18 protein-coding genes are annotated in these 23,804 nt (G+C 69.2%); 12 read left to right on the top strand and 6 right to left on the bottom strand.

Annotated elements, in window-relative coordinates; genetic code table 11:
• Nucleotides 1–58 precede the first annotated feature (58 nt).
• The 8 genes from LQ771_RS02370 to LQ771_RS02335 all read left to right on the top strand — a co-directional run bounded on the left by LQ771_RS02370 (nucleotide 59) and on the right by LQ771_RS02335 (nucleotide 8,027).
• Entirely contained in the window at nucleotides 59–1,822 is a 1,764-nt protein-coding gene (locus LQ771_RS02370) for an autotransporter assembly complex protein TamA (protein ID WP_231350808.1), read from the top strand.
• 163 nt (nucleotides 1,823–1,985) lie between these two features.
• Entirely contained in the window at nucleotides 1,986–5,732 is a 3,747-nt protein-coding gene (locus tag LQ771_RS02365; RefSeq protein ID WP_231350807.1) for a translocation/assembly module TamB domain-containing protein, read from the top strand.
• A 561-nt stretch (nucleotides 5,733–6,293) separates the two neighbouring features.
• Nucleotides 6,294–6,476, top strand: coding sequence for a hypothetical protein (locus tag LQ771_RS02360; protein ID WP_231350806.1), 183 nt, complete (start codon nucleotides 6,294–6,296; stop codon nucleotides 6,474–6,476).
• 53 nt (nucleotides 6,477–6,529) lie between these two features.
• On the top strand, nucleotides 6,530–6,763 hold the full coding sequence (locus LQ771_RS02355; RefSeq protein ID WP_231350805.1) for a KGG domain-containing protein: 234 nt from the start codon (nucleotides 6,530–6,532) through the stop codon (nucleotides 6,761–6,763).
• A gap of 181 nt (nucleotides 6,764–6,944) precedes the next feature.
• On the top strand, nucleotides 6,945–7,268 hold the full coding sequence (locus tag LQ771_RS02350) for a hypothetical protein (RefSeq protein WP_231350804.1): 324 nt from the start codon (nucleotides 6,945–6,947) through the stop codon (nucleotides 7,266–7,268).
• Nucleotides 7,269–7,282: 14 nt separating this feature from the next.
• Nucleotides 7,283–7,489: a DUF2795 domain-containing protein gene (locus LQ771_RS02345; RefSeq protein WP_231350803.1), complete on the top strand. Its 207-nt coding sequence runs from the start codon at nucleotides 7,283–7,285 to the stop codon at nucleotides 7,487–7,489.
• A gap of 22 nt (nucleotides 7,490–7,511) precedes the next feature.
• Nucleotides 7,512–7,691, top strand: coding sequence for a hypothetical protein (locus tag LQ771_RS02340; protein ID WP_231350802.1), 180 nt, complete (start codon nucleotides 7,512–7,514; stop codon nucleotides 7,689–7,691).
• A 48-nt stretch (nucleotides 7,692–7,739) separates the two neighbouring features.
• Nucleotides 7,740–8,027, top strand: a complete 288-nt coding sequence (locus LQ771_RS02335; RefSeq protein ID WP_231350801.1) for a KGG domain-containing protein — start codon at nucleotides 7,740–7,742, stop codon at nucleotides 8,025–8,027.
• A gap of 406 nt (nucleotides 8,028–8,433) precedes the next feature.
• Here the strand turns inward: LQ771_RS02335 and murD are convergent, their stop codons facing one another.
• From murD to LQ771_RS02305, 6 genes are all read right to left on the bottom strand, one after another.
• A complete protein-coding gene (gene murD / locus LQ771_RS02330) occupies nucleotides 8,434–9,792 on the bottom strand; it encodes a UDP-N-acetylmuramoyl-L-alanine--D-glutamate ligase (protein ID WP_231350800.1) in 1,359 nt (452 codons plus the stop codon).
• Nucleotides 9,792–11,153: a UDP-N-acetyl-alpha-D-muramoyl-L-alanyl-L-glutamate epimerase gene (gene murL, locus LQ771_RS02325; RefSeq protein ID WP_484494519.1), complete on the bottom strand. Its 1,362-nt coding sequence runs from the start codon at nucleotides 11,151–11,153 to the stop codon at nucleotides 9,792–9,794. Before murL ends, murD begins: the two co-directional genes overlap by 1 nt.
• A complete protein-coding gene (locus tag LQ771_RS02320) occupies nucleotides 11,150–11,419 on the bottom strand; it encodes an endonuclease domain-containing protein (RefSeq protein ID WP_231350799.1) in 270 nt (89 codons plus the stop codon). Before LQ771_RS02320 ends, murL begins: the two co-directional genes overlap by 4 nt.
• 303 nt (nucleotides 11,420–11,722) lie before the next feature.
• Nucleotides 11,723–14,296, bottom strand: a complete 2,574-nt coding sequence (locus LQ771_RS02315; RefSeq protein WP_255674242.1) for a bifunctional aspartate kinase/diaminopimelate decarboxylase — start codon at nucleotides 14,294–14,296, stop codon at nucleotides 11,723–11,725.
• A gap of 458 nt (nucleotides 14,297–14,754) precedes the next feature.
• Entirely contained in the window at nucleotides 14,755–16,269 is a 1,515-nt protein-coding gene (locus tag LQ771_RS02310) for a fumarate hydratase (RefSeq protein WP_231350798.1), read from the bottom strand.
• Between the two features lie 174 nt (nucleotides 16,270–16,443).
• Complete coding sequence (locus LQ771_RS02305; RefSeq protein ID WP_231350797.1) at nucleotides 16,444–17,106, bottom strand: outer membrane beta-barrel protein; 663 nt, start codon at nucleotides 17,104–17,106, stop codon at nucleotides 16,444–16,446.
• Nucleotides 17,107–17,377: 271 nt separating this feature from the next.
• On the opposite strand from LQ771_RS02305, the gene LQ771_RS02300 reads away from it, so the two are divergent.
• The 4 genes from LQ771_RS02300 to LQ771_RS02285 all read left to right on the top strand — a co-directional run bounded on the left by LQ771_RS02300 (nucleotide 17,378) and on the right by LQ771_RS02285 (nucleotide 22,628).
• Nucleotides 17,378–18,262, top strand: a complete 885-nt coding sequence (locus LQ771_RS02300) for a PhzF family phenazine biosynthesis protein (protein WP_231350796.1) — start codon at nucleotides 17,378–17,380, stop codon at nucleotides 18,260–18,262.
• Nucleotides 18,263–18,371: 109 nt separating this feature from the next.
• On the top strand, nucleotides 18,372–19,691 hold the full coding sequence (locus tag LQ771_RS02295; RefSeq protein WP_231350795.1) for an APC family permease: 1,320 nt from the start codon (nucleotides 18,372–18,374) through the stop codon (nucleotides 19,689–19,691).
• A gap of 160 nt (nucleotides 19,692–19,851) precedes the next feature.
• Entirely contained in the window at nucleotides 19,852–20,379 is a 528-nt protein-coding gene (locus LQ771_RS02290; protein ID WP_231350794.1) for a (2Fe-2S)-binding protein, read from the top strand.
• Entirely contained in the window at nucleotides 20,376–22,628 is a 2,253-nt protein-coding gene (locus tag LQ771_RS02285; protein WP_231350793.1) for a xanthine dehydrogenase family protein molybdopterin-binding subunit, read from the top strand. Before LQ771_RS02290 ends, LQ771_RS02285 begins: the two co-directional genes overlap by 4 nt.
• The last annotated feature ends 1,176 nt before the right edge of the window (nucleotides 22,629–23,804 follow it).

Raw genomic sequence — 23,804 nt, 5'->3', positions numbered from 1 at the left:
TCGGCGTGGTTAAGCTGGAGCGCCCCGCAGGCCTCCGCACAGGGACGTCCCCCACCACATGCGCCGCCTCCGACGCCTGATCGTCTTGCTCCCGCTCCTGCTGCTGCCGCTGGCGGCGCACGCGGGCGTTCGGCTGACGGTCAAGGGCGTCGACGATCCGCTGAAGTCCGCCGTGCGGTCGGGCCTGACGCTGTCGCAGTACGCCAACCGGCCGGTCAGCGAGGCGCAGATCCGCCGCCTCTACGAGGACGCCCCGGACGAGGTGCGCGATGCGCTGGAGCCCTACGGCTACTACGAGCCCCTCGTGCAGGGCTCGCTGACGCGCGCCGGCACGAATGACTGGCAGGTCACGCTGACGGTGAAACCGGGCGAGCCGGTGCGCATCACCGAGGTGCACGTGAAGCTGGACGAGGCGGCGCTCGCGATCCCGGCGGTCCGCCGTGCCGAGCGCGCGGTGGAACAGCTCAAGGGCGACGTGCTCGATCATGGCGCCTACTCGAAGGCGCGCGATGGCGTCAGCGGCGCGCTGACCGCGAACGGCTTCCTCGGTGCCAAGCTGGTCACGCATCAGGTGCGCGTGACCCGCGCCGACCACAGCGCCGTGGTCGACCTGGCGTGGCAGGCCGGGCCGCGCTACCGCTTCGGCAAGGTGGCGTTCGACGGTTCCCAGTTCGAGCCGGGCTTCCTGCAGCGCTTCGTGCCGTTCGAGCGCGGCGACTACTTCGACCAGGCCGACCTGCTGCGCCTGCAGCAGGCGCTCAACGGCGCGGACTATTTCTCGGTGGTCAACGTCCGTCCGGACGTGGACGACGCCGGTCGCACCGTCGATGTCGAGGTGGAGCTGCAGCCGGCCAAGCGCAGCGTGTACACCGGCGGGCCGTTCTTCGGCACCGATACCGGCTTCGGGGTGCGTGCGGGGCTGGAGCGACGCTGGGTCAACAGCCTCGGCCACAAGTGGAAGAACGAGCTGGTGGTCGCGCAGCGGCTGAAAACACTGTCATCGCTGTACATGATCCCGCTCCCGGGCGGCGAGCAACGCAGCCTCAACTTCGGCGTGAACTTCCGTGATGCCGACACCGTCACCTCGCAATCGCGCACGCTGGAACTGGTCGGCAACCATACCGACCTGTGGCATGGCTGGACGCGCACCGTCGGCGCGCATGCGCTGATCGGCACGTTTACCGTCGGCAAGCGGGGCAACGAGCCGGACAACGCGCCCGGCATCGAGCGCGGCCGCAGCAAGCTGGTGTTCGCCGAGGCCTCCCTGTCGAAGAAGCACGGCGACAATCCGACGTTCGTGCGGCACGGCTGGTCGCTCAGCGTGTACGCGCGCAGCACCGCCGGCTCGCTGCTGTCGGACACCCGCTTCAGCCAGCTGGCGGCCGACGCGAAGTGGATCAACGCCTTCACCCGGCGCGACCGGCTGATCCTGCGTGCCAGCGCCGGCATCACCTCCACCGGGGACTTCTCCAGCCTTCCGCCGCAGCTGCGCTTCTTCGCCGGCGGCGATCGCTCGGTGCGCGGCTACGGCTACCAGGCGATCGGCCCGCGCAACAGCTTCGACCGGGTGATCGGCGGGCGCAACCTGCTGGTGGCGAGCACCGAGGTGGAGCACTACTTCACGCGCAACTGGGGCATGGCTGCATTCGTCGATGCCGGCAATGCGTTCAACGGCACCGACTACCGCCCGCGCCTCGGCGCCGGCCTGGGCGTGCGCTGGCTCTCGCCCGTGGGCATGGTCCGCGTGGACGTGGGCACGCCGATCCATGACGAGCATGCGCATGGAATTCAACTGCACGTGGTGATAGGGCCGGATCTGTGATGACAACAGGCCTCCCCCTCTCCCCGACCCTCTCCCCCGGCGGTGCCAGGGGAGAGCGGGCACATGGCTTCCGGCTTGCCTCAATCGCTCCCTCTCCCCCGGCGTCGCCGGGGGAGAGGGCCGGGGAGAGGGGGAGGCTTCTCGCCCTGCCAGGAGCCCGCCCATGAAATGGCTCAGGCGCATCGGCCTCGTCCTGCTTGCCCTGTTCGTGCTGCTTGCGCTGGGCCTGTGGTGGCTGCTCGGCACCGGCGCGGGCCTGCGCTTCACCATTGCCCGCGCCAGCGGGTTCACCGATGGCGCGCTCAGCGTGCAGCAGGCCAGCGGCAGCCTGGCCGGCCCGCTGCAGCTCGAGGGTCTGCGCTATGCCGACGGCAAGGGCCTGGACGTGCGTGTAGCGAGCGCCAGGCTGGACGTGCGCCTGTGGCCCCTGCTCGGCAAACAACTGCACGTCGACACGCTCGACGTGCGGGGTGTCGATGTCGTGCTGCCGCCGCCCCCGCCGGACGAACAGCGCAGCGGCCCGCTGTCGCTCAATCCACCGCTGGCGATCCAGGTCGACCAGGCACACGCGGCCGACCTTACGGTCCACCAGGGCGGGCAGTCGCTGTTCACCGCCAACACCCTGGACCTTGCCGGGCGCTGGAACGCACAGGGCATCGCCATCCGCGCGCTGCGCCTGCGCTCACCCCAGGGCCATGCGGATGTGGACGGTACGCTGGCCATCGGCGACACCTGGCGGGGCAACGGCCAGGCCAGCTTCGCCTGGACCCTTGGCGACACTACCTACGCCGGCCAGGTGCAGGCGCACAGCGACGGCACCCGCGCGCGGCTCGCCCTTGCGCTCACCCAGCCGATGGCGGCACATCTGCAGGTCCAGCTCGAGCAGGGCGGCGCCTGGCCCTGGACCGCCTCGCTGAAGGCGCCGAGCTTCGACCCCGCGCCGCTGCTCGGCAAGGGCACGCTGGAAAGCCTGGCGCTCGACCTCGATGGCAAGGGCAGCCGCCGCGGCGGCACGCTCACCGGCACGGTCGACCTCAACCAGTGGCGCCTGCAACTGGCCCCGCTGCGCGCGCAACTCAACGACGACCGCAGCCGCCTCACGCTGGAAACGCTCAGCCTCACCTCGCCGCAGATCAAGGGACGACTGCAGGCGCACGGACAGATCCAGCTGGACGCCGCACCGCCCGCCGGCACGCTGCAGCTTTCCTGGCAGGACCTGGAGCTGCCCGCCGCGCTGGCCGGCCAGCCGCTGGCCAGCCACGGCCAGCTGGACGTGCATGGCAGCACGGCGCAGTTCCACGCGCAGGGCGACATCGCGATCGGCCCGCCCGGCAAGCTCGCGCAACTGGCGGTGAACCTCGACGGCACGCCGCGGCAACTGGCGCTGCACACGCTGGATGTCCGGCAACCGCAGGGCCACCTGCACGCGCAGGGCACACTCGTTCTGCAGCCGGTATTCGGCTGGGAGCTGGCGGCCGAGGCGGACGACTTCGACCCGGGCCAGCTGTTCGCCGGCTGGAGCGGTGCACTGGATGCGCAGCTGACCACCCGCGGCACCCTGCCCTCGGGCCATCCCGATGCGACGCTTGACCTCGCCCGCCTCGACGGTCGCCTGCGCGGCCGTCCGGTGCGCGGTCGCGGCCGGCTGCATCTTTCGCCCAACGAGGTGCTGGACGGCACGCTTTCGCTCACCTCCGGCCGCAGCACCCTCTCGATCGAGGGCAAGCCCGGTGCGCGCAACGACGTGCAGGTACGGATGACCGTCGCCACGCTGGCCGACTGGCTGCCCGATGCCGGCGGCCGGCTTGAAGCGCACGCGCACGTCACCGGCCTGCCGCCGGCGCTGGGCATCGACGCCGAAGTGCATGGCGCCACGATCGCCTACGGCAGCCAGCGCATCGGCCGGCTGGCCGTGCAGGCGCACGTGCCCGACATCAGCAGCCCCGGCGGCAACGTCGATCTCGACGCGCGCGATGCCTGGCTCGGCGGCCTGGCGTTCGACACGCTGGCGCTGCACGCCGACGGTACCGAGGCGGCCCACAAGCTCACGCTCGATGCGAACGGCCGCCAGCTCTCCGCCCAGCTTGCCCTGCACGGCAGCCTGGAGCAGCGCCACTGGAGAGGCACCCTCGACACGCTGGACCTGGAACCCCAGGGCCTGCCGCGCTGGCGGCTGCGGGATCCGGCCACGCTCGACTACGCCGATGGCGCGCTGGCGCTGTCGCCGTTGTGTCTCACCGCGGGCGACCCGCTGCTGTGCATACAGGGGCAGCAGGACAAGGCCGGCAACCTCACCGCCAGCTACCGCCTGCGCGCGCTGCCGCTGGCGCTGCTGTTCAACGCCGCCGGCTACGCGGACCTGCCCATGCGCGCCGACGGCGAACTGCACGGCGAAGGCACGCTCAAGCGCAGCCCCGCCGGCGCGCTCAGCGGCAAGGCCACGCTCGCCTCCGACCAGGGGTCGGTCACCTACACCCGGCAGGCGCAACGCCCGCTGCTGGCCTGGCATGGACTCACCGTCGACGACGACCTCGCCCCCGGCCACCAGCGACTGGAGGCGCACGCCGCGCTCGACGCGAACGGCCGCCTGGATGGCCGCCTGACCATCGATGGCGACGCGCAGGCGCTCGGCGGCCAGCTCGCCATTCACCTCGACAGCCTCGCCCCGCTGGAGCTCCTCACCAGCGAGGTCGCCAACGTGCAGGGCCACCTTGACGGCCGCTTCGGCTTCGCCGGCACCGTGGCGCAGCCGGCGGTGACCGGCCAGGCCACGGTGGACGGCTTCGCCGCCGAAGTACCGGCGCTGGGCCTCAGTCTGACCGACGGCTCGGTGGTGCTGCGCGCCCCCGATGCGCAGCATGTTGAGCTGGACGGCCGCGTGCGCTCGGGCAAGGGCACGCTGGTGATCGGCGGCAGCTATGGGCTCACCGCACAGGTGCCCAGCGCGATCACGCTCACCGGCGACAACGTCACCGTCGCCGACATTCCCGCCGCCCACGTCGTATTGACGCCCGATCTGCGCGTGCGACGCGACGCGGAGGGCGTGTACGTCACCGGCGCGGTCACCCTGGACAGCGCCGACGTGAACCTCGACCGCCTGCCGGGCGGCGGCGCGACCAAGGCCTCGCCCGACGTCGTGGTCGTCGACCAGCAGGCGCAGGAGGAAGCCACCGCGCAGCTGCCGATCCATGCACGGGTGAAGGTCGACCTCGGCCGCAACACGCATCTCACCGGCAAGGGCCTGGACGGCAAGCTCACCGGCACGCTCACGGTCATCGAGGAGCCCGGCCGGGCTACCCGCGGCCAGGGCCAGATCGCGGTGAGCGGCACCTACGAGGCCTACGGCCAGGACCTGCACATCGAGTCAGGCAAGCTGCTGTTCGCGGGCACGCCGATCGACAACCCGGGCCTGGACCTGCGGGCGGTGCGCAGCCTGAACCCCAACGCCACCATCGATGAAGGCCAGGAAGTGGGCCTGCTGATCACCGGCACGGCGCAGCGGCCGATCCTCACGGTGTTCTCCAACCCACCGATGGAGCAATCCGACGCGCTTTCCTACCTGATCACCGGCAAGCCGCTCTCGCAGGTCAGTGGCGGCGAAGGGGACATGGTCGGGGCCGCCGCCCAGGCGCTCGGTTCCGCGGCCGGCGACCTGCTGGCCAAGAGCATCGGCAGCAGGTTGGGCATCGACGACATCGGCGTGTCCAGCAGCGAGGCGCTGGGCGGCGAATCGGCGTTCACCGTCGGCAAGTACCTCTCGCCGCGGTTGTACCTGAGCTACGGCGTGGGGCTGTTCGAGCCCGGCCAGGTCATCACCCTGCGCTACCGGCTCAGCCAGCGCTGGAACCTCGAAGTGCAGAGCGCCACCGAGTTCAGTCGGGCCAGCCTGAATTACCGGTTGGAGCGCTGAGCACACGGCCCCTTTGCAGGAGCGCACCTGTGCGCGACCGGGATGCATGGCGGTCGCACACAGGTGCGCTCCTACAAGGACCAGGCAGCCGCCCGCGCGCCCTCGGCCCTCCCCCTCCTCGCCGGAAACGCCCTGCCACAAGCGCCGCGGACGCGTGCGAACCGCCACGCCCATCACCACGCAACCACCCGCCTGGCCGCGCCTGTAGTTCTTTCTCCGGCCCCCGCCTTTTTTCAGCATGCGCTCTGCGCTGAGCAGCGCAATCCGCGGCGCAGGGCCATTCGGCTGCTGGCATCGCTGTTGCACTCCCCTGTCTGCCCGGCACCTGGGGCCGGGCGTCCAACCATGACCCTGACTCGGCAACAGTCCTCCACCCATGACCAGGGCAACAAGAAAGCTGGGCATCGCGCGCAAGCGGTCGGGGCAGCACCACCGTCCGCGAAGCCGGCCGGAAGGGCGGCCAGCGGGTGCGCCAACGGGTCAACGAAGGCCGCCAGGCCGAACAGCGCGGACGGCGCTGAGGACGGGCACGGTAACCACGATCCACTACGGAGCCAACAGATGAGCCAGAAGCAGCAAAACGATCGCGACCAGCAGCACTCGAAGCAGGCCCATGGCAGCGACAAGGGGGACATGACCGTCCGCGAGGCCGGCCAGATGGGCGGCCACAAGGGCGGCCAGCGCGAACGCGAGCTGGTCGAGAAAGGCCATGAGGCCGAGGACCGTGGCGGCCGCCGTCACTGATCCGGGTGCATAGCGACCGCAGCAATCTTTCCTTCACCACAACGGAGATCTCCATGAACAACCAGCACAGCGACAAGGGCGACATGACAGTCCGCGAAGCCGGCCAGAAGGGCGGCGAGATCCGCAAGGAACAGCTCGGTCCCGAGGGCTATTCGGCCATCGGCCGGAAGGGCGGCGAAGCGCGCAAGGAAGAGCTCGGTCCCGAGGGCTACTCGGAGCTGGGCACCAAGGGCGGCCACCGTGTCCGAGACCTGATCAACAAGGGCAAGCAGAGCGAAGGCGACTGACCACAGGCAGGCGCCGCGCGCGAGGCGGGCAGTTCTTTCCACGGCAAGCGCAAATTACACGCGCTGCCGCTGCCTTCCCGCCACCGATCGACGCGGTATGGCGCCTTGCGCACTGGCATACGGGTTGCAACGCATGCCTCGCCCGCCTGGCGGGCTCCCCTGATAACCCGGAGGTAAAACCATGGCAAATAACGATCGCAACAACCAGATCCCTTCCCGCGCCAGCGGCAGCGGCGACATGAGCGTGCGCGAAGCCGGCCAGAAGGGCGGCGAGATCCGCAGGGAGCAGTTGGGTCCCGAGGGCTACTCGGATCTCGGCCACCAGGGCGTCGAGGCGTTGCGCGAGCAGCGCGGCCCGAACGCGATGAGCGAGATCGGCCGCGAGGGCGGCGAGACCCGCAAGCAGCAGCTGGGTCCGGAAGGCTATTCCGAACTCGGCCAGAAGGGCGGTGAGCGCGTGCGCGACCTGATCAACAAGGGCAAGGATTCCGAGGGCGGCGAGTAATCGCGGAGGTGACCATGACACGAGGTATAGGAGGCAACTCGCCGGCCAACGTGCAGAAATACCTGTCCGGCGTGGACTACCCGGCCGAGAAGCAGGACCTCATCGAAGCCGCGCGTCGCAACGACGCTCCCGACGAGGTGATGCAGACCATCCGCAAGCTGCCCGAAGACAACTACGGCGGCCCGCAAGACGTGATGAAGGGCTACGGCGATATCGACTAGCCCCTCAGCAGAGGAGATGTCCATGAGCAAACAGAGCCACGACAAGGGCGACATGACCGTCCGCGAAGCCGGCCACAAGGGAGGCGAGGCGCGCAAGGACGAACTGGGCCACGAGGGGTACCAGAAGCTCGGCGAGAAAGGCGGCCAGCGCGTGAGCGAGCTGGTCGACGAGGGCAAGCAGACCGATCGCAAGAACCACTGACGCCCGCGAGGCTATTTCCAACCATTTGCTGACCGAGAGGTAAGAACCATGGCAAGCAACAAGAACACCGGTGACATGAGCGTGCGCGAAGCCGGCCAGAAGGGCGGCGAGATCCGCAAGGAACAGCTCGGCCCCGAGGGCTACTCGCAGATGGGCAAGAAAGGCGGCGAAACCCGCAAGGAACAACTCGGGCCGGAAGGCTATTCGGCACTCGGCAAGAAGGGTGGCGAAGCCCGCAAGGAAGAACTGGGTCCGGAGGGTTACTCGGAGTTGGGCACCAAGGGCGGCCATCGCGTGCGCGACCTGGTGAACAAGGGCAAGGAATCGGAAGGCTAGCCCGGTCCGCGCGACCGGACGGCCATCCCGGCCGCCCGATCGCTCCGCGACGGTGACCGGCGGGTGTGCGCACACTCGTGCGACCCCCACCCGAGCATGCATCGTCCGCCAGCAGGCTCCTGTCGCAAACGGCAGGGTTCCGCTGGCGGACGATGCTTTTCTGATGCCTGACATTTGATGGTGAGTCGCGCCCTCCAGCGGGGCCGTTCGGCGCACCCCGCTCCGCCCGAACCCTCAACCGCCTGTCGGCACCCTCTCCCGGGGGAGGGTGGCTCGAGCGTGGGGTTTGAGGGAGGCGCTTCGACGTCGGCGCTGTGCGCCTACGCTCAGCGCGAACGGGACGGGAAAGCGGGGAACAAAAACCGTTCGCCCTGAGCGTAGCGAAGTCGAAGGTCTGCGCCGCCGATCAGGCGACGCCGAGCCCCTCGATCCCGCTGATCGTCTGGGCATCGAACCCCGCCAGTCCTGCGAAACGCCGGCCGCGTTCGGCGTAATCGCGGAACTGGTCGAAACTCGGCGCCCCGGGCGACATCAACACCACCCCGCCCGCGGGCGTCAGCGCCCTCGCCTGCTCCACCGCTTCGTCCAGCGTCGCCACCAGCGCGATCTGACCCATCGGCTGCGCTTCCCGCAGGGCCGCCGCAATGCGAGGCCCGTTGGCACCCTGCGCCACGATGGCCAGCCCGGCCCGGTCACCCACCGCCTGGACGAATGCCGACCAGTCCAGCCCGCGATCATGTCCGCCGACGATCACCGTGACCGCCCGGCCTTCCAGGCTCGCCAGCGCCGCCAGCGTGGCCTGCGGCGTAGTGCTGATCGAATCGTTGATCCAGGCCACGCCCCCGCGCTCGCCCAGCGGCTGCAGGCGGTGCGGCAAGGCATGGAAGTGCGCAAGCGCCGGAGCGGCCGACCGCGCGTCATGTCCCATCGCTTCCAGCGCAGCCAGCGCGGCGCAGGCGTTGAGCGCATTGTGCTCGCCCGGCACCGGCAGGTCGGCCACGGCAAAGATGCGCGAGTCGGCGCGCCGGATGTAGCCGTCGCGCACATGCCAGCCGTCGCTCATCCCGAACAGCACACGCCGCGGGTGTGTCGCCGTGTGCTCGAGCAGCGTCTCCTGCATCCCGTTGACCAGCAGCGTGCGCGCGGCCTGCGCGAGCTTGAGCTTGTCCGCGACGTAGCGTTCGCGCGAGCCGTGCCAGTCCAGGTGCTCCTCGTACAGGCTGGTGACCACGCCCAGCGGCATTGGCCCGGCCTCGCCGGTCTGGAAGCTGGACAGTTCCACCGCCCACAAGTCCGCCTGCACGTCGAGCAATTCCAGCAGCGGCAATCCGATGTTGCCGGCCAGCGCGGTGCGCACGCCCAGGCTTCGCGCCAGATGCGCGATGAGCGCGGTGGTGGTGCTCTTGCCCTTGGTGCCGGTGACCGCCACCACCGGCGCCTGCGGCTGCTCGGCGAACCACAGCGCGGTGCCGGAGGTAAAGCGCGTGCCGCTGCCCTGCGCCGCGAGCAGTGCCGGTTTGTAGGCGGAGATGCCGGGCGACTTGACCACCACGTCGAACGCGCCCAGCGCGACCGCGTCGGGCTCTTCGCCGCGCACCAGCAACGCCGGGTCGAGCGCCTGCGCGCTGGCCACTTCGGCCGGACTGCAGAACAGGGTCAGCGGGAGCTGCGGCAGGCGCGCGCGCAGGGCCACGATGGCCGCCCTGCCCTCGCGGCCGAAGCCCCAGATGGCCACGCGCTGGCCGGCCAGATCGGCGATGCGCATCAACCGATCGCTCCCAGTGCCGGCTGCAGCCGGGTCGGCACGCGGTGCTCGTCCGAGGGCACCAGCCAGGGCTCCAGCGAGAGTTGCGAGGGATCGAGCTGCGGCAGGATCTCGCGGATGAAGCGGGCGACCAGCGCATCCTCCTGCCACTCCGGGCGCTGGCTCAGCGCATACATCGCGGCGCGCGCCTCGGCGCCCTCGCCCACACACTCGAACGGCTTGTGGTCCTGGTATTCCAGCAGCGCGTCGAAACCGGCCGCCTGGCTCTCGTCGTCCAGCAGGTTGCGCCCGAAAATCGAAAGCAGCCGCGGCTTGGGCAGAAACGGCGCCAGTGCCAGAAACACGAAATGGCACTTCGGGCACTGTCCGCACCAGCGGTCGGCCGGCTTCGGGCCGAGGATGCGGAAGTTGCGGTTGCAGCTGGAGAACGCATCGAAGTACGGCGTCAGCCGGGCGAAGGCGCGGGTGATCGCCAGCTCCGGGTACGGGCGCAGCAGCGAGCAGTAATCGAGGTCCGCGGCGACGTGCGTGTGCAGCCAGTCCGACAGCATGGCCTCGAAGGCGAAGCCCTTGCTCCACTGGTGGTTCACCTGCTGGCCCTCGTACTCCAGCGTGGCGGCCGAGGCGGAGCGTTCGTTGGCGAAGGCGATGGAATCGTAGCCATAGAGAACCGCCGCGAGCGCCAGGATGGCGGAGTTCACCGCGGTCACCGGGATATGGCCGTTCCATGCGCCCAGACGGTTGAGCTCGAACAGCACCGGCGAGAGCTCGCGCTGGATGTTGAGCGTGGGCAGGCCGGTGCGTTCGGCGCAGGCGGCGATCAGCGGCGAGTTGCCGACCCACACCGCGGTGGCCGCGCCGCCGATCGACTTGATCGCCTCCACCGCGACCAGCGAATCCTTGCCGCCGCCGATCGGGACCAGGGTGCGCTTGGGGAGATTCAGGGCGGGAGCTTCCGGCAGGCGCCCTGCCTCCCCGGGATGGGATGAGCGAGCAGCAGCACGCGGGAACTGGATCCGTCCGCGCAGATCCAGGCCGTTGCGGTAGGCGAACTCCGCCAGGCCGTGCAGATACAGGGCATCGGCCAGATCGGCCGTGGCCTCGTCCAGCGGCGCAACTTCGATCTTCGGCGGCACGCCGGCCTTGTAGTAGCTCACGCCGGCGACCAGGTGCAGCAGCCCCAGCGCCGCGTCGAAGGCCCGCTGGCGCCCGGCCGGCACGACCGGCGCGTCCGGGAAGCGGATGCGCTCGACCATTTCCTCGCCCTGGTCGAAGGCGTAGGCCAGCTCGGCCACGCCGTCGACGTAGGAGCAGCGAACGAAACGGAAGACTTGGGTAAGTCGTGGCTGGATGGTCGTCACTCGTCAATCTCTCCGTCGAGCCATGCTCCCTCTCCCCTCCGGGGAGAGGGCTGGGGTGAGGGGCCGGGGCTCGCCAGACCTTCCATCACAGCCTCAAGCACGCTCTCGATGTCCGTCAATACGTCATTGTTCCAGAAACGCAGCACGCGGTAGCCCTGGGTCTGCAGGTAACGCGTGCGTGCCTCGTCGTAATCCTGCTGATCGAAGTGCTGGCTACCATCCAGCTCAACCACCAGCATGCGCTCGGTGCAAAGGAAGTCGACCACGTAGCGGTCAATCTCGTGCTGGCGGCGGAACTTGCAGCCGTCAAGTTGACGATTCCGCAGGCGCTACCACAGCGCCTGCTCGGCGTCGGTCATGCCCAGGCGCAGTCCGCGTGCCCGGTCCACGTTCATGCGTTTCATCCTTGAACCCTTCCCATGATGTCTTTCGCTGGAGCGACCCCTCACCCCGGCCCTCTCCCCGGGGGAGAGGGAGCGAGAGCGCGATGCCGCGCGATCCTTCCATCGCCTGAAACCAGCTCCCTCTCCCCTCCGGGGAGAGGGTTGGGGTGAGGGGCCACTCTTGCCTCAGTCCTCCAGCACCACCTCATCCGCCTCGTCGCGCAGGTTGTAGCGCGACGACATCACCTTGCCGTACGCCCCCGCCTGCGCGATCAGCATCACATCCCCTTCCTGCGCCTCGGGCAAACGCCGGTCCGTGCCCAGCACATCGCCCGATTCACAGATCGGCCCGACCACCTGATACAGCGCCTCCGCAGGCGTATCAATGCGACTCAAGTTCACGATCTCGTGCCAGGCGTCGTAGAGGGTCGGGCGGATCAGGCTGTCCATGCCGGTGTCCACGCCCAGGTAGCGCAGGCTGCCCTTGCCCTTGATCTGGGTGACGCGCGCCAGCAACACGCCGGCATCGGCGACGAGGTAGCGCCCCGGCTCCATCCACAGCTGGTAGTGCGGATAGGCCGCCCTGACCTCCCGCAGCACGCGGTCCAGCGCCGCCATGTCCAGCGGCGCCTCGCCCGGATGCGAGGGCACGCCCAGGCCCCCGCCGATGTTGAGGAAGGCCACGCTGCCGATGCGTTCGGCCAGGCTCGCCAGTTGCGCATACACCTCGCCCCAGTGCTTCGGATCGAGCACGCCCGAGCCCAGGTGCGCGTGCAACCCGCGCACGCTCACCTGGTGGGTGTCGGCCAGGCGCAGGAAAGCGTCCAGCTGTTCGACCGGCAGGCCGAACTTGCTGCCGTTGCCGCCGGTGCGCACCTTCTCGTGATGGCCCAGCCCGCGGCCGAGATCCACGCGCAGCACGACCTCGCGTCCGCGGAACAGCTCGCCCCAGTGTTCCAGCGGGTGCAAGGCATCGAGCGTGATCGTGGCGCGCGTGGCCAGTGCCTCGACGTAGTCGGCACGGCGGGCGAAGTTGGGCGTGAACAGCAGCGGCGCGGTGTCCGGCACGGTCGCCAGCACGATCTTCAACTCGCCCGGCGACACGCACTCGAACGCGAAGCCTTCCGATGCCAGCGCCCGCAGGATCGCCGGATGGGTGTTGGCCTTCACCGCATAGTGCACGCGGTCGACGACGCCCAGCGATTTCATCGCCCGCGCCTGCGTACGCACCGTCGGCAGGTGATAGACGTAGCGCGGCGTGGCCTCGGCGGCCAGCGCCAGCAGGCGTTCGCGCCCCGCCGGAGTGCGCCACCACACGGCGGCCTGCATCGTGGCCTCGCCACTCCCGTACAACGCCTGCCAGCTCGGGCCGAACAGCGCGCTGTCGTCGGTACGCAAGGCGCCGGCCCCGATCAGCAGGTCGTGCAGATGCGGCAGCAATTCGTCCACCACCGTCTCGTCCACCACGAAGGTGAGGTTGAGATTGTTGGACGACTGCGAAATCAGGTGCACGCGCAGCTGGCCGAACTCGGCCAGCACGGTCGAGAGCGTATGCAGCATCGAACGCATGCCGCGGCCGACCAGCGTGATCGCCGCGCAGGGCGCGATCACCTTCACCCGGCAAACCCTGGCCAGGTCCGCCGCCAGCGCCGCGACCGCGTCCGAATCGAGCAGGTTCTCGGTCGGGTCCAGCGACACCGTCACGTTGGTCTCGGCCGAGCCGATCAGGTCCACCGACAGCCCATGCTTCTTGAACTGCGCGAACACGTCGGCGAGGAAGCCGACCTGCTGCCACATGCCGACCGACTCCATCGATACCAGCGTCAGGCCCTTGCGCGCGCTGATCGCCTTGACGCTCGGCGCGTGCTCGCGCACCTCCGGGCCGATCACCGTGCCTTCGAGTTCGGGCCGGTTGGTGTCCTTGATCAGCAGCGGCACGCGCGGCTCGCGCAGCGGCGAGAGACAGCGCGGGTGCAGCACCTTGGCGCCGGTGGTGGCGATTTCCTGGGCTTCTTCGTAATCCAGCCGCTGCAGCAGCCGCGCGCCGGGCACCTGGCGCGGGTTGGCGGTGAACATGCCGGCCACGTCGGTCCAGATTTCCACGCGCGAAGCCTTGAGCAGCGCGCCGAAATATGCCGCCGAGGTGTCCGATCCGCCGCGACCAAGCAAAACCGTTCGCCCGCGCTCCTCGCGCGCGATGAAGCCCTGGGTGATGAACACCTCGCCCTGCGCGGCCAGCCGCGCCCCCAGCGCCGGGTCGGGATGCGCCTCGACCGTGGCCGACAGCAGCCGCGTGCGCTCGTTCTGGTTGGGCAGCGCGATGGCGGCCAGGCACTCGCGCGCGTCCACCCATTGCGTGGGCAGGCCGCTGGCCGTGAGGTAAGCCGCACCCAGCGCGCTCGACATCAGTTCGCCGTGTGCCTGCACCTGCGCTGCCCAGACCAGCTCGCCCCGGGATGCCGGACCCTCGGCGGCCAGCGCCACCAGGTCGGCCAGGCGCGTCGCGAGCGGGCCCGGCAGCGGCAGATGCATGTGATCCAGCAACTCATGGTGGCGTTGCGCGATCGCTTCGGCCGCCGCCCTGCGTTTGTCCCCGTTGCCCTCGGCGCACATCTGTTTCAGCGCATCGGTGATGCCGGTGAGCGCGGACACGACGACCAGCACGCGGGCGCCTTCGGCGCGGCGGCTGGCGATCAGCTCACGGATGTTCTGCCAGCGCGGCAGCGTCGCGACGGACGTGCCGCCGAACTTCATCACGATCCAGGGTTGGCCTGGTGCGGGCGCGTCCGCCGGAAGCGGCGCGGGGTTCTGCGGGATCACGAGGGCTCCATGGCGGTGGCGGCGAGAGGCAATCGCGCCAGTGTTGCGCCGTGGCAGGGCGAATGCAATGGATTTTTGCGGGCGAAATATGGACGTTTAGCCGTCCGAATGTGGCAAACCTCCATATTGCTCCGCATCCCTGTAGGAGCCCGCTTGCGGGCGATGTCCTGCGCGGGAACCGCACATCGCCCACAAGTGGGCTCCTACAGGGGTTTGGCCGGCGGGGAACCGCACATCGCCCACAAGTGGGCTCCTACGGGAGCTTGGCCGGCGCGGAACCGCACATCGCCCACAAGTGGGCTCCTACAGGGGCTTGGCCGGCGGGGAACCGCGCATCGCCCACAAGTGGGCTCCTACGGGGGCTTGGCCGGCGCGGGAATCGCCGGGCCGTAACCCATTCATTCGATGAAGACGGGAATCTTGCCGATTCGCGCCTGCCACTCCTTCGGCCCGGTCTGGTGCACCGAGCTGCCCGACGAATCGACCGCCACGGTCACCGGCATGTCCTTGACCTCGAACTCGTAGATGGCCTCCATCCCGAGGTCCGCGAAGCCGACCACGCGACTGGCCTTGATCGCCTTGGACACCAGGTACGCGGCGCCGCCCACGGCCATCAGGTAGACCGAACGGTGCTGCCTGATCGCCTCGATCGCCGCCGGGCCACGCTCGGCCTTGCCGACCATGCCCAGCAGGCCGGTCTGCGCCAGCACCTGCCCGGTGAACTTGTCCATGCGGGTGGCGGTGGTCGGCCCGGCGGGCCCGACCACCTCGTCGCGCACCGGATCGACCGGGCCGACGTAATAGATGAAGCGGCCGTTGAAATCGACCGGCAGCGGCTCGCCCCTGTCCAGCATGTCGACCATGCGCTTGTGCGCGGCGTCGCGGCCGGTCAGCAGCCTGCCGTTGAGCAACAGCACCTCGCCCGGTTTCCAGGTCGCCACTTCCTCGCGGGTGACGGTGTCCAGGTCCACGCGACGACCCTTGGAGGCGTCGTAGGTGAGCTTCGGCCAGTGTTCCAGCGACGGCGGATCGAGCATCACGGGGCCGGACCCGTCCAGCGTGAAATGCGCGTGCCGGGTGGCGGCGCAGTTGGGAATCATCGCCACCGGCAGGTTGGCCGCGTGGGTCGGATAGTCCTTGATCTTGACGTCCAGCACGGTGGTCAGGCCGCCCAGTCCCTGCGCGCCGATACCCAGCGCGTTGACCTTCTCGTACAGCTCGATGCGAAGCTCCTCGATACGGCTGGACGGTCCGCGCGCGATCAGTTCCTGGATATCGATGTGCTCCATCAGCGATTCCTTCGCCAGCAGCATCGCCTTCTCGGCGGTGCCGCCGATGCCGATGCCGAGCATGCCCGGCGGGCACCAGCCCGCACCCATGGTCGGCACGGTCCTGAGCACCCAGTCGACGATCGAGTCGGAGGGATTGAGCATCACGAACTTGGATTTCGCCTCCGAGCCGCCACCCTTGGCGGCGACGATCACTTCGACCGTGTCGCCCGGCACGATCGACATGTTGATCACCGCCGGCGTGTTGTCGCGGGTGTTCAGCCGCTTGCCGGCCGGATCGGCCAGCACGCTGGCGCGCAGCTTGTTCTCCGGATGGTTGTAGGCGCGGCGCACGCCCTCGTTGACCATGTCTTCGAGCGACAGCGTGGCGTCCCAGCGCACGTCCATGCCGACCTTGAGGAACACGGTGACGATGCCGGTGTCCTGGCACAGCGGGCGGTGGCCTTCGGCGGCCATGCGCGAGTTGATCAGGATCTGCGCCATCGCGTCGCGCGCGGCGGGCGACTCCTCGCGCTCGTAGGCGGCGGCGAGGCTGGTGATGTAATCGACCGGGTGGTAGTAGCTGATGTACTGCAGCGCGTCGGCGACGGACTGGATCAGGTCGTCTTGCTTGATGGTGGTCATGGGCGGCTTTTCGGCTTCAACGCACCGCTTTGTGCGGCGCACAAGCCGGCTATTGTGCCGCAGCCGGCCGGACCGGACAAAACAACGGCCGCTCGAAGCGGCCGTTGATCCCGCACGTCCTTGAAGCGGTAGGGAGCGGAACGGCGGGTCCGTTCGGATCCACCGTCCGGTCGATCAGAAGCGGAACTCGGCCGTAACCGTGTACACGCCGATGTTGTTGGTGATGTCACCCAGCCCGGCGCCGGCGTCGGCCTTGCCGTGGTAGTTGTCGTAGTTCAGGCCGAGGCTGAAGTTCGGCGCGAAGTTGTAGCCCACGCCGACACCGCCGTACCAGCCGTTGCCGTCGGCGTCGCCGCTGGCGTATTCGACGTAGTCCGGGCCATCCGCGTAGATCTCTTCGTAGCGGTAGCTGGCATCCGCGCTGGAGTGGAACCAGCCGGCGCGTGCCGACACGAACCACTTGTTGGCAAAGGTGTACTTGCCGTTGGCGCCGAGCAGCCAGCCGCTGGCTTCGACGTCGGCCTTCTCGTTCACGATGACCGAAGCGTCTTCGCTCTCGGCGTGATACTTGGCGACCAGCTTGCCCAGGTTGGCGTAGCCACCCTCGACACCCAGGTCGAAGCCGTTGCCGACCTTCCAGGCGTAGCCGAAGCGCAGCGCGCCGGCGGTGTCCTTGTCGTCGAGCTTGTAGCCCAGGCCGTCGGTATGGCCGACGTGATACTGCGCCTGACCCACGCCGGCGTTGATGAAGAATGAGCCGTTGGCGTCGGCGGCGCTAGCCGAAGCGGAAACGGCAACCAGCGCCGCGCCAAGGGCGACGGTCAGAATCTTGTTCATGCTTGGGGATCCCTGTTTTTTTGTCTGTATTTGGAGCCCGGCGGGGGGCATGCCGGGCGGCGCGCATTCTAGGACCCCGCAGGAACTTGCGCTGTAGGCGATAGCCTACATGACGCACCCGGGCCGGGCAGCACCGGGCGCGTCGCGATCAAGGCGGCAAGACGGGTCAACAGGGCACGGGGGGCTGCGTGCATCCCGGGCCTGCATGCGATCTCAGGCTTTCCATGCATCACCTACACTCATCGCCCCCGTTGAGCCGGAAACGACGCCGATGCCTTCCTTCGACTTCCTTCAACTCGACGTGTTCGCCGCGCGCCTGTTCGAGGGCAACCCGCTGGCGGTGGTGGTCGGCGCGGACGCGCTGGATGCGCCGACGATGCAGCGCATCGCGCGCTGGACCAACCTTTCGGAGACCACCTTTCTGCTGCGCCCCACGCAACCGGACGCGGACTACCGGGTGCGAATCTTCACCCCGCGCCAGGAGCTGCCGTTCGCCGGGCATCCCAGCGTGGGCAGCGCATATGCCGCGATCGAGGCCGGCTGCGTGCCGGCACGATCGACGCTGGTGCAGGAATGCGCCGCCGGCCTGCTGCCGGTGCAGGTCCAGGGCAGCGGCGCCATGCGGATCATCCACGTGCAGGCGCCACCGGCGCGCATCGAACGCGCCAACGCCGCGCTTGCCGCGGCGCTCGCCGACGCCCTGAAGGTCGACCTGTCCGCCGCGGCGGTTCATGCGATCGACAACGGCCCGCTGTGGCTGGTGTGCGACCTCGGCCTGGCGCGTTCCGTGCGCACGCTCGCGCCCGACCTTTCGGCCATAGCGAAGCTGTGCCTGGCGCACGGCGCGGTGGGAGTGGGCGTGTTCGGGGCCGAGGACGGCGGCGATGCGGCAATGGCCGTGCGCGCGTTCTGCCCGGCCGACGGCATCCCGGAAGATCCGGTCACCGGCAGCGCCAACGCCGCCATCGGCGCCCTGCTGCACCACCGCGGCGACGTCGCACGCTACGGGCATCGCTACGTCGCCAGCCAGGGCCGCGAAGTGGGCCGCGACGGGCGCGTGGCAGTGAGCATCGACGCGGCGTCGGGCACGGTCACCATCGGTGGCCAGTGCGTGGCCGGCGTGCGCGGGACGTTCACGCTCGACCATTCGACGTAGAGGGCCATTGGCGGGGCGATGGCGTCCTCCCCGCCCCAAGAGCACTCCGGGGAGCTTGCCGGCCTGCCCCGGCTCCGGCCATGCTCGCGGCTCTTCGCCAGGGGATCGCATGGACACAGGCAGCAACGCACCGCAGGGCTACCGGCGCAGCCTCGGCCGCTGGGACGCCGCCCTCATCGTGGTCGGCGGCGTCATCGGCGGCGGCATCTTCCTCAACCCCGGCATCGCTGCACAGCGCACCGAATCGGGCCTGGCCCTGCTGCTGGCCTGGATCGGCGCGGGCCTGCTCACGCTGATCGGCGCACTCTGCTATGCCGAGCTGGGCGCGCGCCGGCCGCAGGCGGGCGGCACCTACGTTTACCTGCGCGAGGCCTTCGGCCCGCTGGCCGGCTTCCTGTTCGGCTGGACCATGCTGCTGGTGATCTATTCGGGCTCGACCGCGGCGGTGGCCACCATCTTCGCCAGCTACACGGTCGCGGCCTTCGCGCTGCCGCCGACCGCTGCGCTGCCGTTGACCGTCGGCGCACTGGTGTTCGTGGCACTGGTCAACCTGTTCGGACTGAAGCTTGGCGCGCAGGTACAGAACCTGTTCGCGCTGCTCAAGCTGCTCGCGGTGGCGGTGCTGGTGGCATGCGGCCTCTACCTGGCCGGCGCGCACGCGCCGGCCGCGCTGGCGGTCGATCCGGCGCGCGCCGGCGTGGGCTTCATGGGCGCGGCGCTGCCGGTGCTGTTCGCCTACTCGGGCTTCACCTACCTCAACAACCTGGCCGGCGAGATCGACGCCCCGCAGCGCAACCTGCCGCGCGCGCTGCTGGTCGGCATGCTGGTGGTGATCGGCGCCTACGCGCTGGTCAACCTCGCCTACCTGGCCGTGCTCGGCCACGCGGGCCTGGCCGCCAGCAGCGCCCCGGCCGCGCAGGTGATGGACCGCATGTTCGGCCCGATCGGGGCACGGCTGATGGCGGTGGGCATCGCCATTTCCACGCTCGGCTTCTGCAACATCACGCTGGTCGCCGGCGCGCGCGTGCTGCAGGTGATGGGCGCCGACGGCCTGTTCTTCGGCGCCGTGGCGCGCCTGCATCCGCGCCACCATACGCCGAACGTCGCCCTCGCCGCACTGTCGGGCTGGGCGATCGTACTGGCGCTCTCGGGCAGCTACGGCGCCCTGCTGGACTACGCCACCTTCGGCGACTGGCTGGCCTGCGCCGTCGGCGTGTCGACGCTGTTCTGGTACCGCCGCCACGACCGCGGCGAGGTGCGTTTCCGCGTGCCCGGCTACCCGCTGCTGCCGCTGCTGTTCGTCGCCGCAATCGGCGCGGTGGTGGTCGCGACCATGCGCGACAACCCGCGCAATGCCGGCATCGGCGTGCTGATCATGCTGGCAGGGGTGCCGGTGTACTACCTCTGGCGACGTCGATCGCCCTTGTAGGAGCCCACTCGTGGGCGAGGCTCCTCGCCTACGCCGGAGTAGAGGCATCGCCCACGAGTGGGCTCCTGCAGGGCGTCGCGGCTGAACGCCGGATCCACCCCCGGCTGCCTGATCACCTGCGCGATGCCACAATAGGCGACCCTCGCAAGGAGTTGCCCCGATGCAGCAAGCGCAAGCCCAGGGCCTGCCGACCGCCACCACCGGCGACGTCACGCCGGAACCGGTGCGCGAGGGCATCGACCTGATCGTCAACGGCGAGCGCTTCCGGCACACCGGCGATCCGCTGATGCCGCTCCTCTGGTACCTGCGCGACGTGCTGCGCCTGACCGGGACCAAGCTCGGCGACGCGCATGGCGAGGACGGCTACGACCTGGTGTTGGTCAACGGCAAGGCGGTCTCGGCGATCAAGCGCCCGATGGCCAGGCTGGCCGGCGCCCGCGTCACCACCGTCGAGGGCCTGGCCCACGCCGACGGCAGCCTGCATCCGCTGCAGCAGGCCTTCATCGACGAGGACGCGATCGGCTGCGGCTACTGCACGCCCGGCTGGCTGATCGCCGGCATCGACCTGCTCACGCGCAAGCCCAAGCCCTCCGACGAGGATATCGACAAGCTGCCCAACCGCTGCCGCTGCGGCGTGCAGACGCGCGTGCGCCGCGCCATCAAGCGCGCCGCGGGGGTGAAGGCATGAGCGCCGGTCCCGAGCTTCCGCGCCGGCGCTTCCTCAAGGTGCTCGCCGGCACCGCCGGCGCGCTGGTCGTGGGCGTGGGTTACGCCGAGACCAGGCTGCCTGTCCCGCCGGCGATGCTCGGCGACGACTTCGGCCGGCTCGGCGCCTACGTGCGCATCGATCGCGACGGCAACGTGCTGATCGGCGCGCGCGACCCGGATACCGGCACTGGCACCGCCACTTCGCTGCCACGCATCATCGCCGAGGAGCTCGACGCCGACTGGACCCGCGTCACCGTGGTGCAACTGGGCCTGGGCGTGGAAGCGAAGAACGGCAAGCCGGTGTGGACCTACGGCCACCAGCGCAGCGGCACCGGCGATTCGATCCCCGCGGCATGGGCCGACCTGCGCCAGGCCGGCGCGCTGGCACGCTGGCTGATCACCCAGGCCGCCGCCCGGCGCCTGGGCATCGCCGCCGATCGCCTGCGCTGCGAGGCGGGCATGGTGGTCACGCCGGATGGCCGCCGCTTCCCCTATGGCAGCCTGGTCGAAGCGGCCAGCAAGATCGATCCGCCCAACGCCCCGCTGCCGCTCAAGCCCCCGCAGCGCTACACGCTCATCGGCCAGCCGGCCGGCGACGTCGACGCGCGCAACATCGTCACCGGACAGACCCGCTACGCGCTGGACGCGCACTACGCCGACGCGCTCGTCGCGGTCCTCGCACAGTGCCCCTGGCCCGATGGCAGCCTGGCCAGCATCGAGACGGCCTCCGCCCTGGCCGTCAAGGGCGTGGCCAAGGTGATGCCGATCAATCCCGAACCGGACGTGCCCCCGGGCGAGACCGCGATCGCCCCCGCCGTAGCCGTGCTCGCCGAAAACACCTGGGCCGCGCTGCGCGGCCTGGCCGAACTCAAGCTCGAATGGAAGCCGGGCCCCGCCAGTGCCGGGGAGGACAGCGGCAAGCTCGAGGCACAGGCGCTCGCCCTGCTCGACACCGACAGCGCGCCGACCACCCGCGTGCGCGACGAGGGCGACCTGAAGGCCGCCAGCCGCAAGGCCGCGCGCCGCGTCGAGGCCACCTACGTGCAGCCCTGGCTGGCCCACGCCACGCCCGAGCCGATGAACTGCCTGGTGCGGCTGGACAAGGACCAGGCCACGCTGGTGGTGCCGACCCAGGCGCCGAAGCAGGCCTGGGCCGTGGTGCAGCGCCTGACCGGCCTGGCGCCCGACCGGATCGCCATCGAGGTGCCTCGCGTGGGCGGCGGCTATGGTCGTCGCCTCGACCACGACTACGTCGCCGAGGCCGTGATGCTGGCCAAGGCCGTGGACAAGCCGGTGCGCCTGATGTGGACGCGCGAGCAGGGCCTGACCCACGACTACTACCGCTCCGGCACCGTGCACAAGATCAAGGCGATCATCGGGCGCAAGCGCCGCGTCATCGGCTGGGAGCAGCGCATGGCGAGCGCCTCGGCGCTCACCGGACGCGGCGTGGCCGCCGACCGCCTGTGGACCTCCGAGGTCGCCGCCGACCAGCTGCCCGCCGGTCTGGTGCCCGCTTACCGCAACGATTGGTACAGCCTCGCCTCGGGGATGCCGCGCGGCCTCTTCCGCGGCGAGCCACACGTCACCAACGCCTTCGCCGTCGAAAGCTTCATCGACGAGATCGCCCACACCCTGCGCGAGAACCCGCTGGACACCCGCCTGCGCCTGCTCGGCGAACCCCGGCAGCTTGCGCTGCCCGGCGGCGGCATGCTCGACGTCGGGCGCCTGCTCAACGTGCTCAAGCTGGTCACCGACCGCATCGAGTGGAAGAACTGGCTGCACAACGTCAACGGCATGGGCGTGGCCTGCTGGCACATCGACGGCGCCTACGTCGCCCACGCGATCGAAGCGGCCGTGCACGGCGAGAAACTGGAAATCGTGCGCGTGGTCTGCGCCGTGGACGTCGGCCGCGTGATCAACCCGCTGGGCCTCCAGGGCCAGGTCGCCGGCGCCACCCTCGACGCCCTCTCCAACGCCCTCGATCCGGCGATCACCTTCAAGAACGGCCAGGTCCAGCAGCAGAACTTCAAGGACTACCCGCTCGCCAGCATGGACCAGCTGCCCGACGACGTGGAAGTCATCCTCGTCCCCAACGACCGCGCCCCCACCGGTGCCAGCTTCCTGGCCATGCCCACCGCCGCCCCCGCCCTGGCCAACGCCATCTTCCGCGCCAGCGCGGTACGCATACGGCGGCTCCCGATGATGAAGGAACTGCTGCGGCTGCTCTGAGCCAAGGCAACCGCCCGCCGGCACGGGGTAGACCGACCGCGCCGACCGTACGGTTTATTCCTCCACTTCCGGAGCCATAAGCGATAGCACCCCGATTCGCGTGATATGCACGGGGTGCGAATCGCGCCCCCAAAGGTGCCTGTCAGACCGATCCCGTTGATCGCCAAAGGGATTCCGCCGCTTGACCTCAGCCGAAGCCCGACGGACCATCCGGTGCATATGCCCCGATCCGGGGTCTACTAAGCGTTAGCACTCAAGAGCATGGAGCTCTGCACATGTCCAACACTCGCATCACTTTTCGCAAAGTTGCTACAGGCGCTGCATGTGGCCTGGTTGGTTTCTTGGTTGGCGGTTTCGTAGCCCAAGCAGTTGTACGCTACTTCGCAGGGTCACCGGCGTGGGAGCTCCCAGCAATCATTTGTGGTGCACTTGCTTTGTTTGTTGTTGCCGTCTTGGTTGTCGCGCCTGCTATCGGAGCAAAGGCATCCAATCGCAAGTAGCGCGCCGGCGTGCTAACCAGTCATCCAAGCGGACGGCTCCGCCGCCGCTTAATTCCAGCGTTAGGCCCAGAAAAGCATGGGTACCACATACCGATTCGTTGCAGCTCCTTCCGAACCGTCCGAAGTTCTTGGGTGGTTCAGGTCTTTGCCATCTCCACCTGAGGAGGTTCCTGCCAAACACGGGGCCACCCTCTACTTCAGGGAGTCAGGTCCGCTCAACTATGGCGTGGACGGGCGCATCGACCCAAAATCATCTCCCGTAGTAACAGTCTTCCTCCCTCAGATTCGCCGCGGCTCACTATGGACGGTTGGTGAGGTTCACTTTCTGGCTACGCCGCTGCGGCAACAGTTCCCCGCCCTCTACAGGGTTAGCTCCGCGTTTTCAAAATGGTTGGCAGACCTGCCTTGCGTTTATACAAACAAGCGCAAAGAAAACGAGTTCGGCTACTACCTAGAAGGCTCCGTCAAAAACCACGATGAGCCAGTGTATGCGTTTGACTCCGGCCTGAGTGCACTTCAATCTGGTCGCTACTTCGTCGGGGAACGCGACAATGACTCTGTGCTCAATTCTCTGTGCAAGGCACTTCGGCTCCGCGGGGTTGAGTGTGCCGAGGCCTAACCAGTCATTCGAGGCGGACGGCTTCGCCGCCGCTCAATTCCAGCGTTAGGCCTCATG

The sequence above is a fragment of the Frateuria soli genome (assembly GCF_021117385.1).
GTDB lineage: Bacteria > Pseudomonadota > Gammaproteobacteria > Xanthomonadales > Rhodanobacteraceae > Frateuria_A > Frateuria_A soli.
Note: the sequence above shows the minus strand (reverse complement) of the source record. Positions and strands in the feature narration are given on the sequence as shown.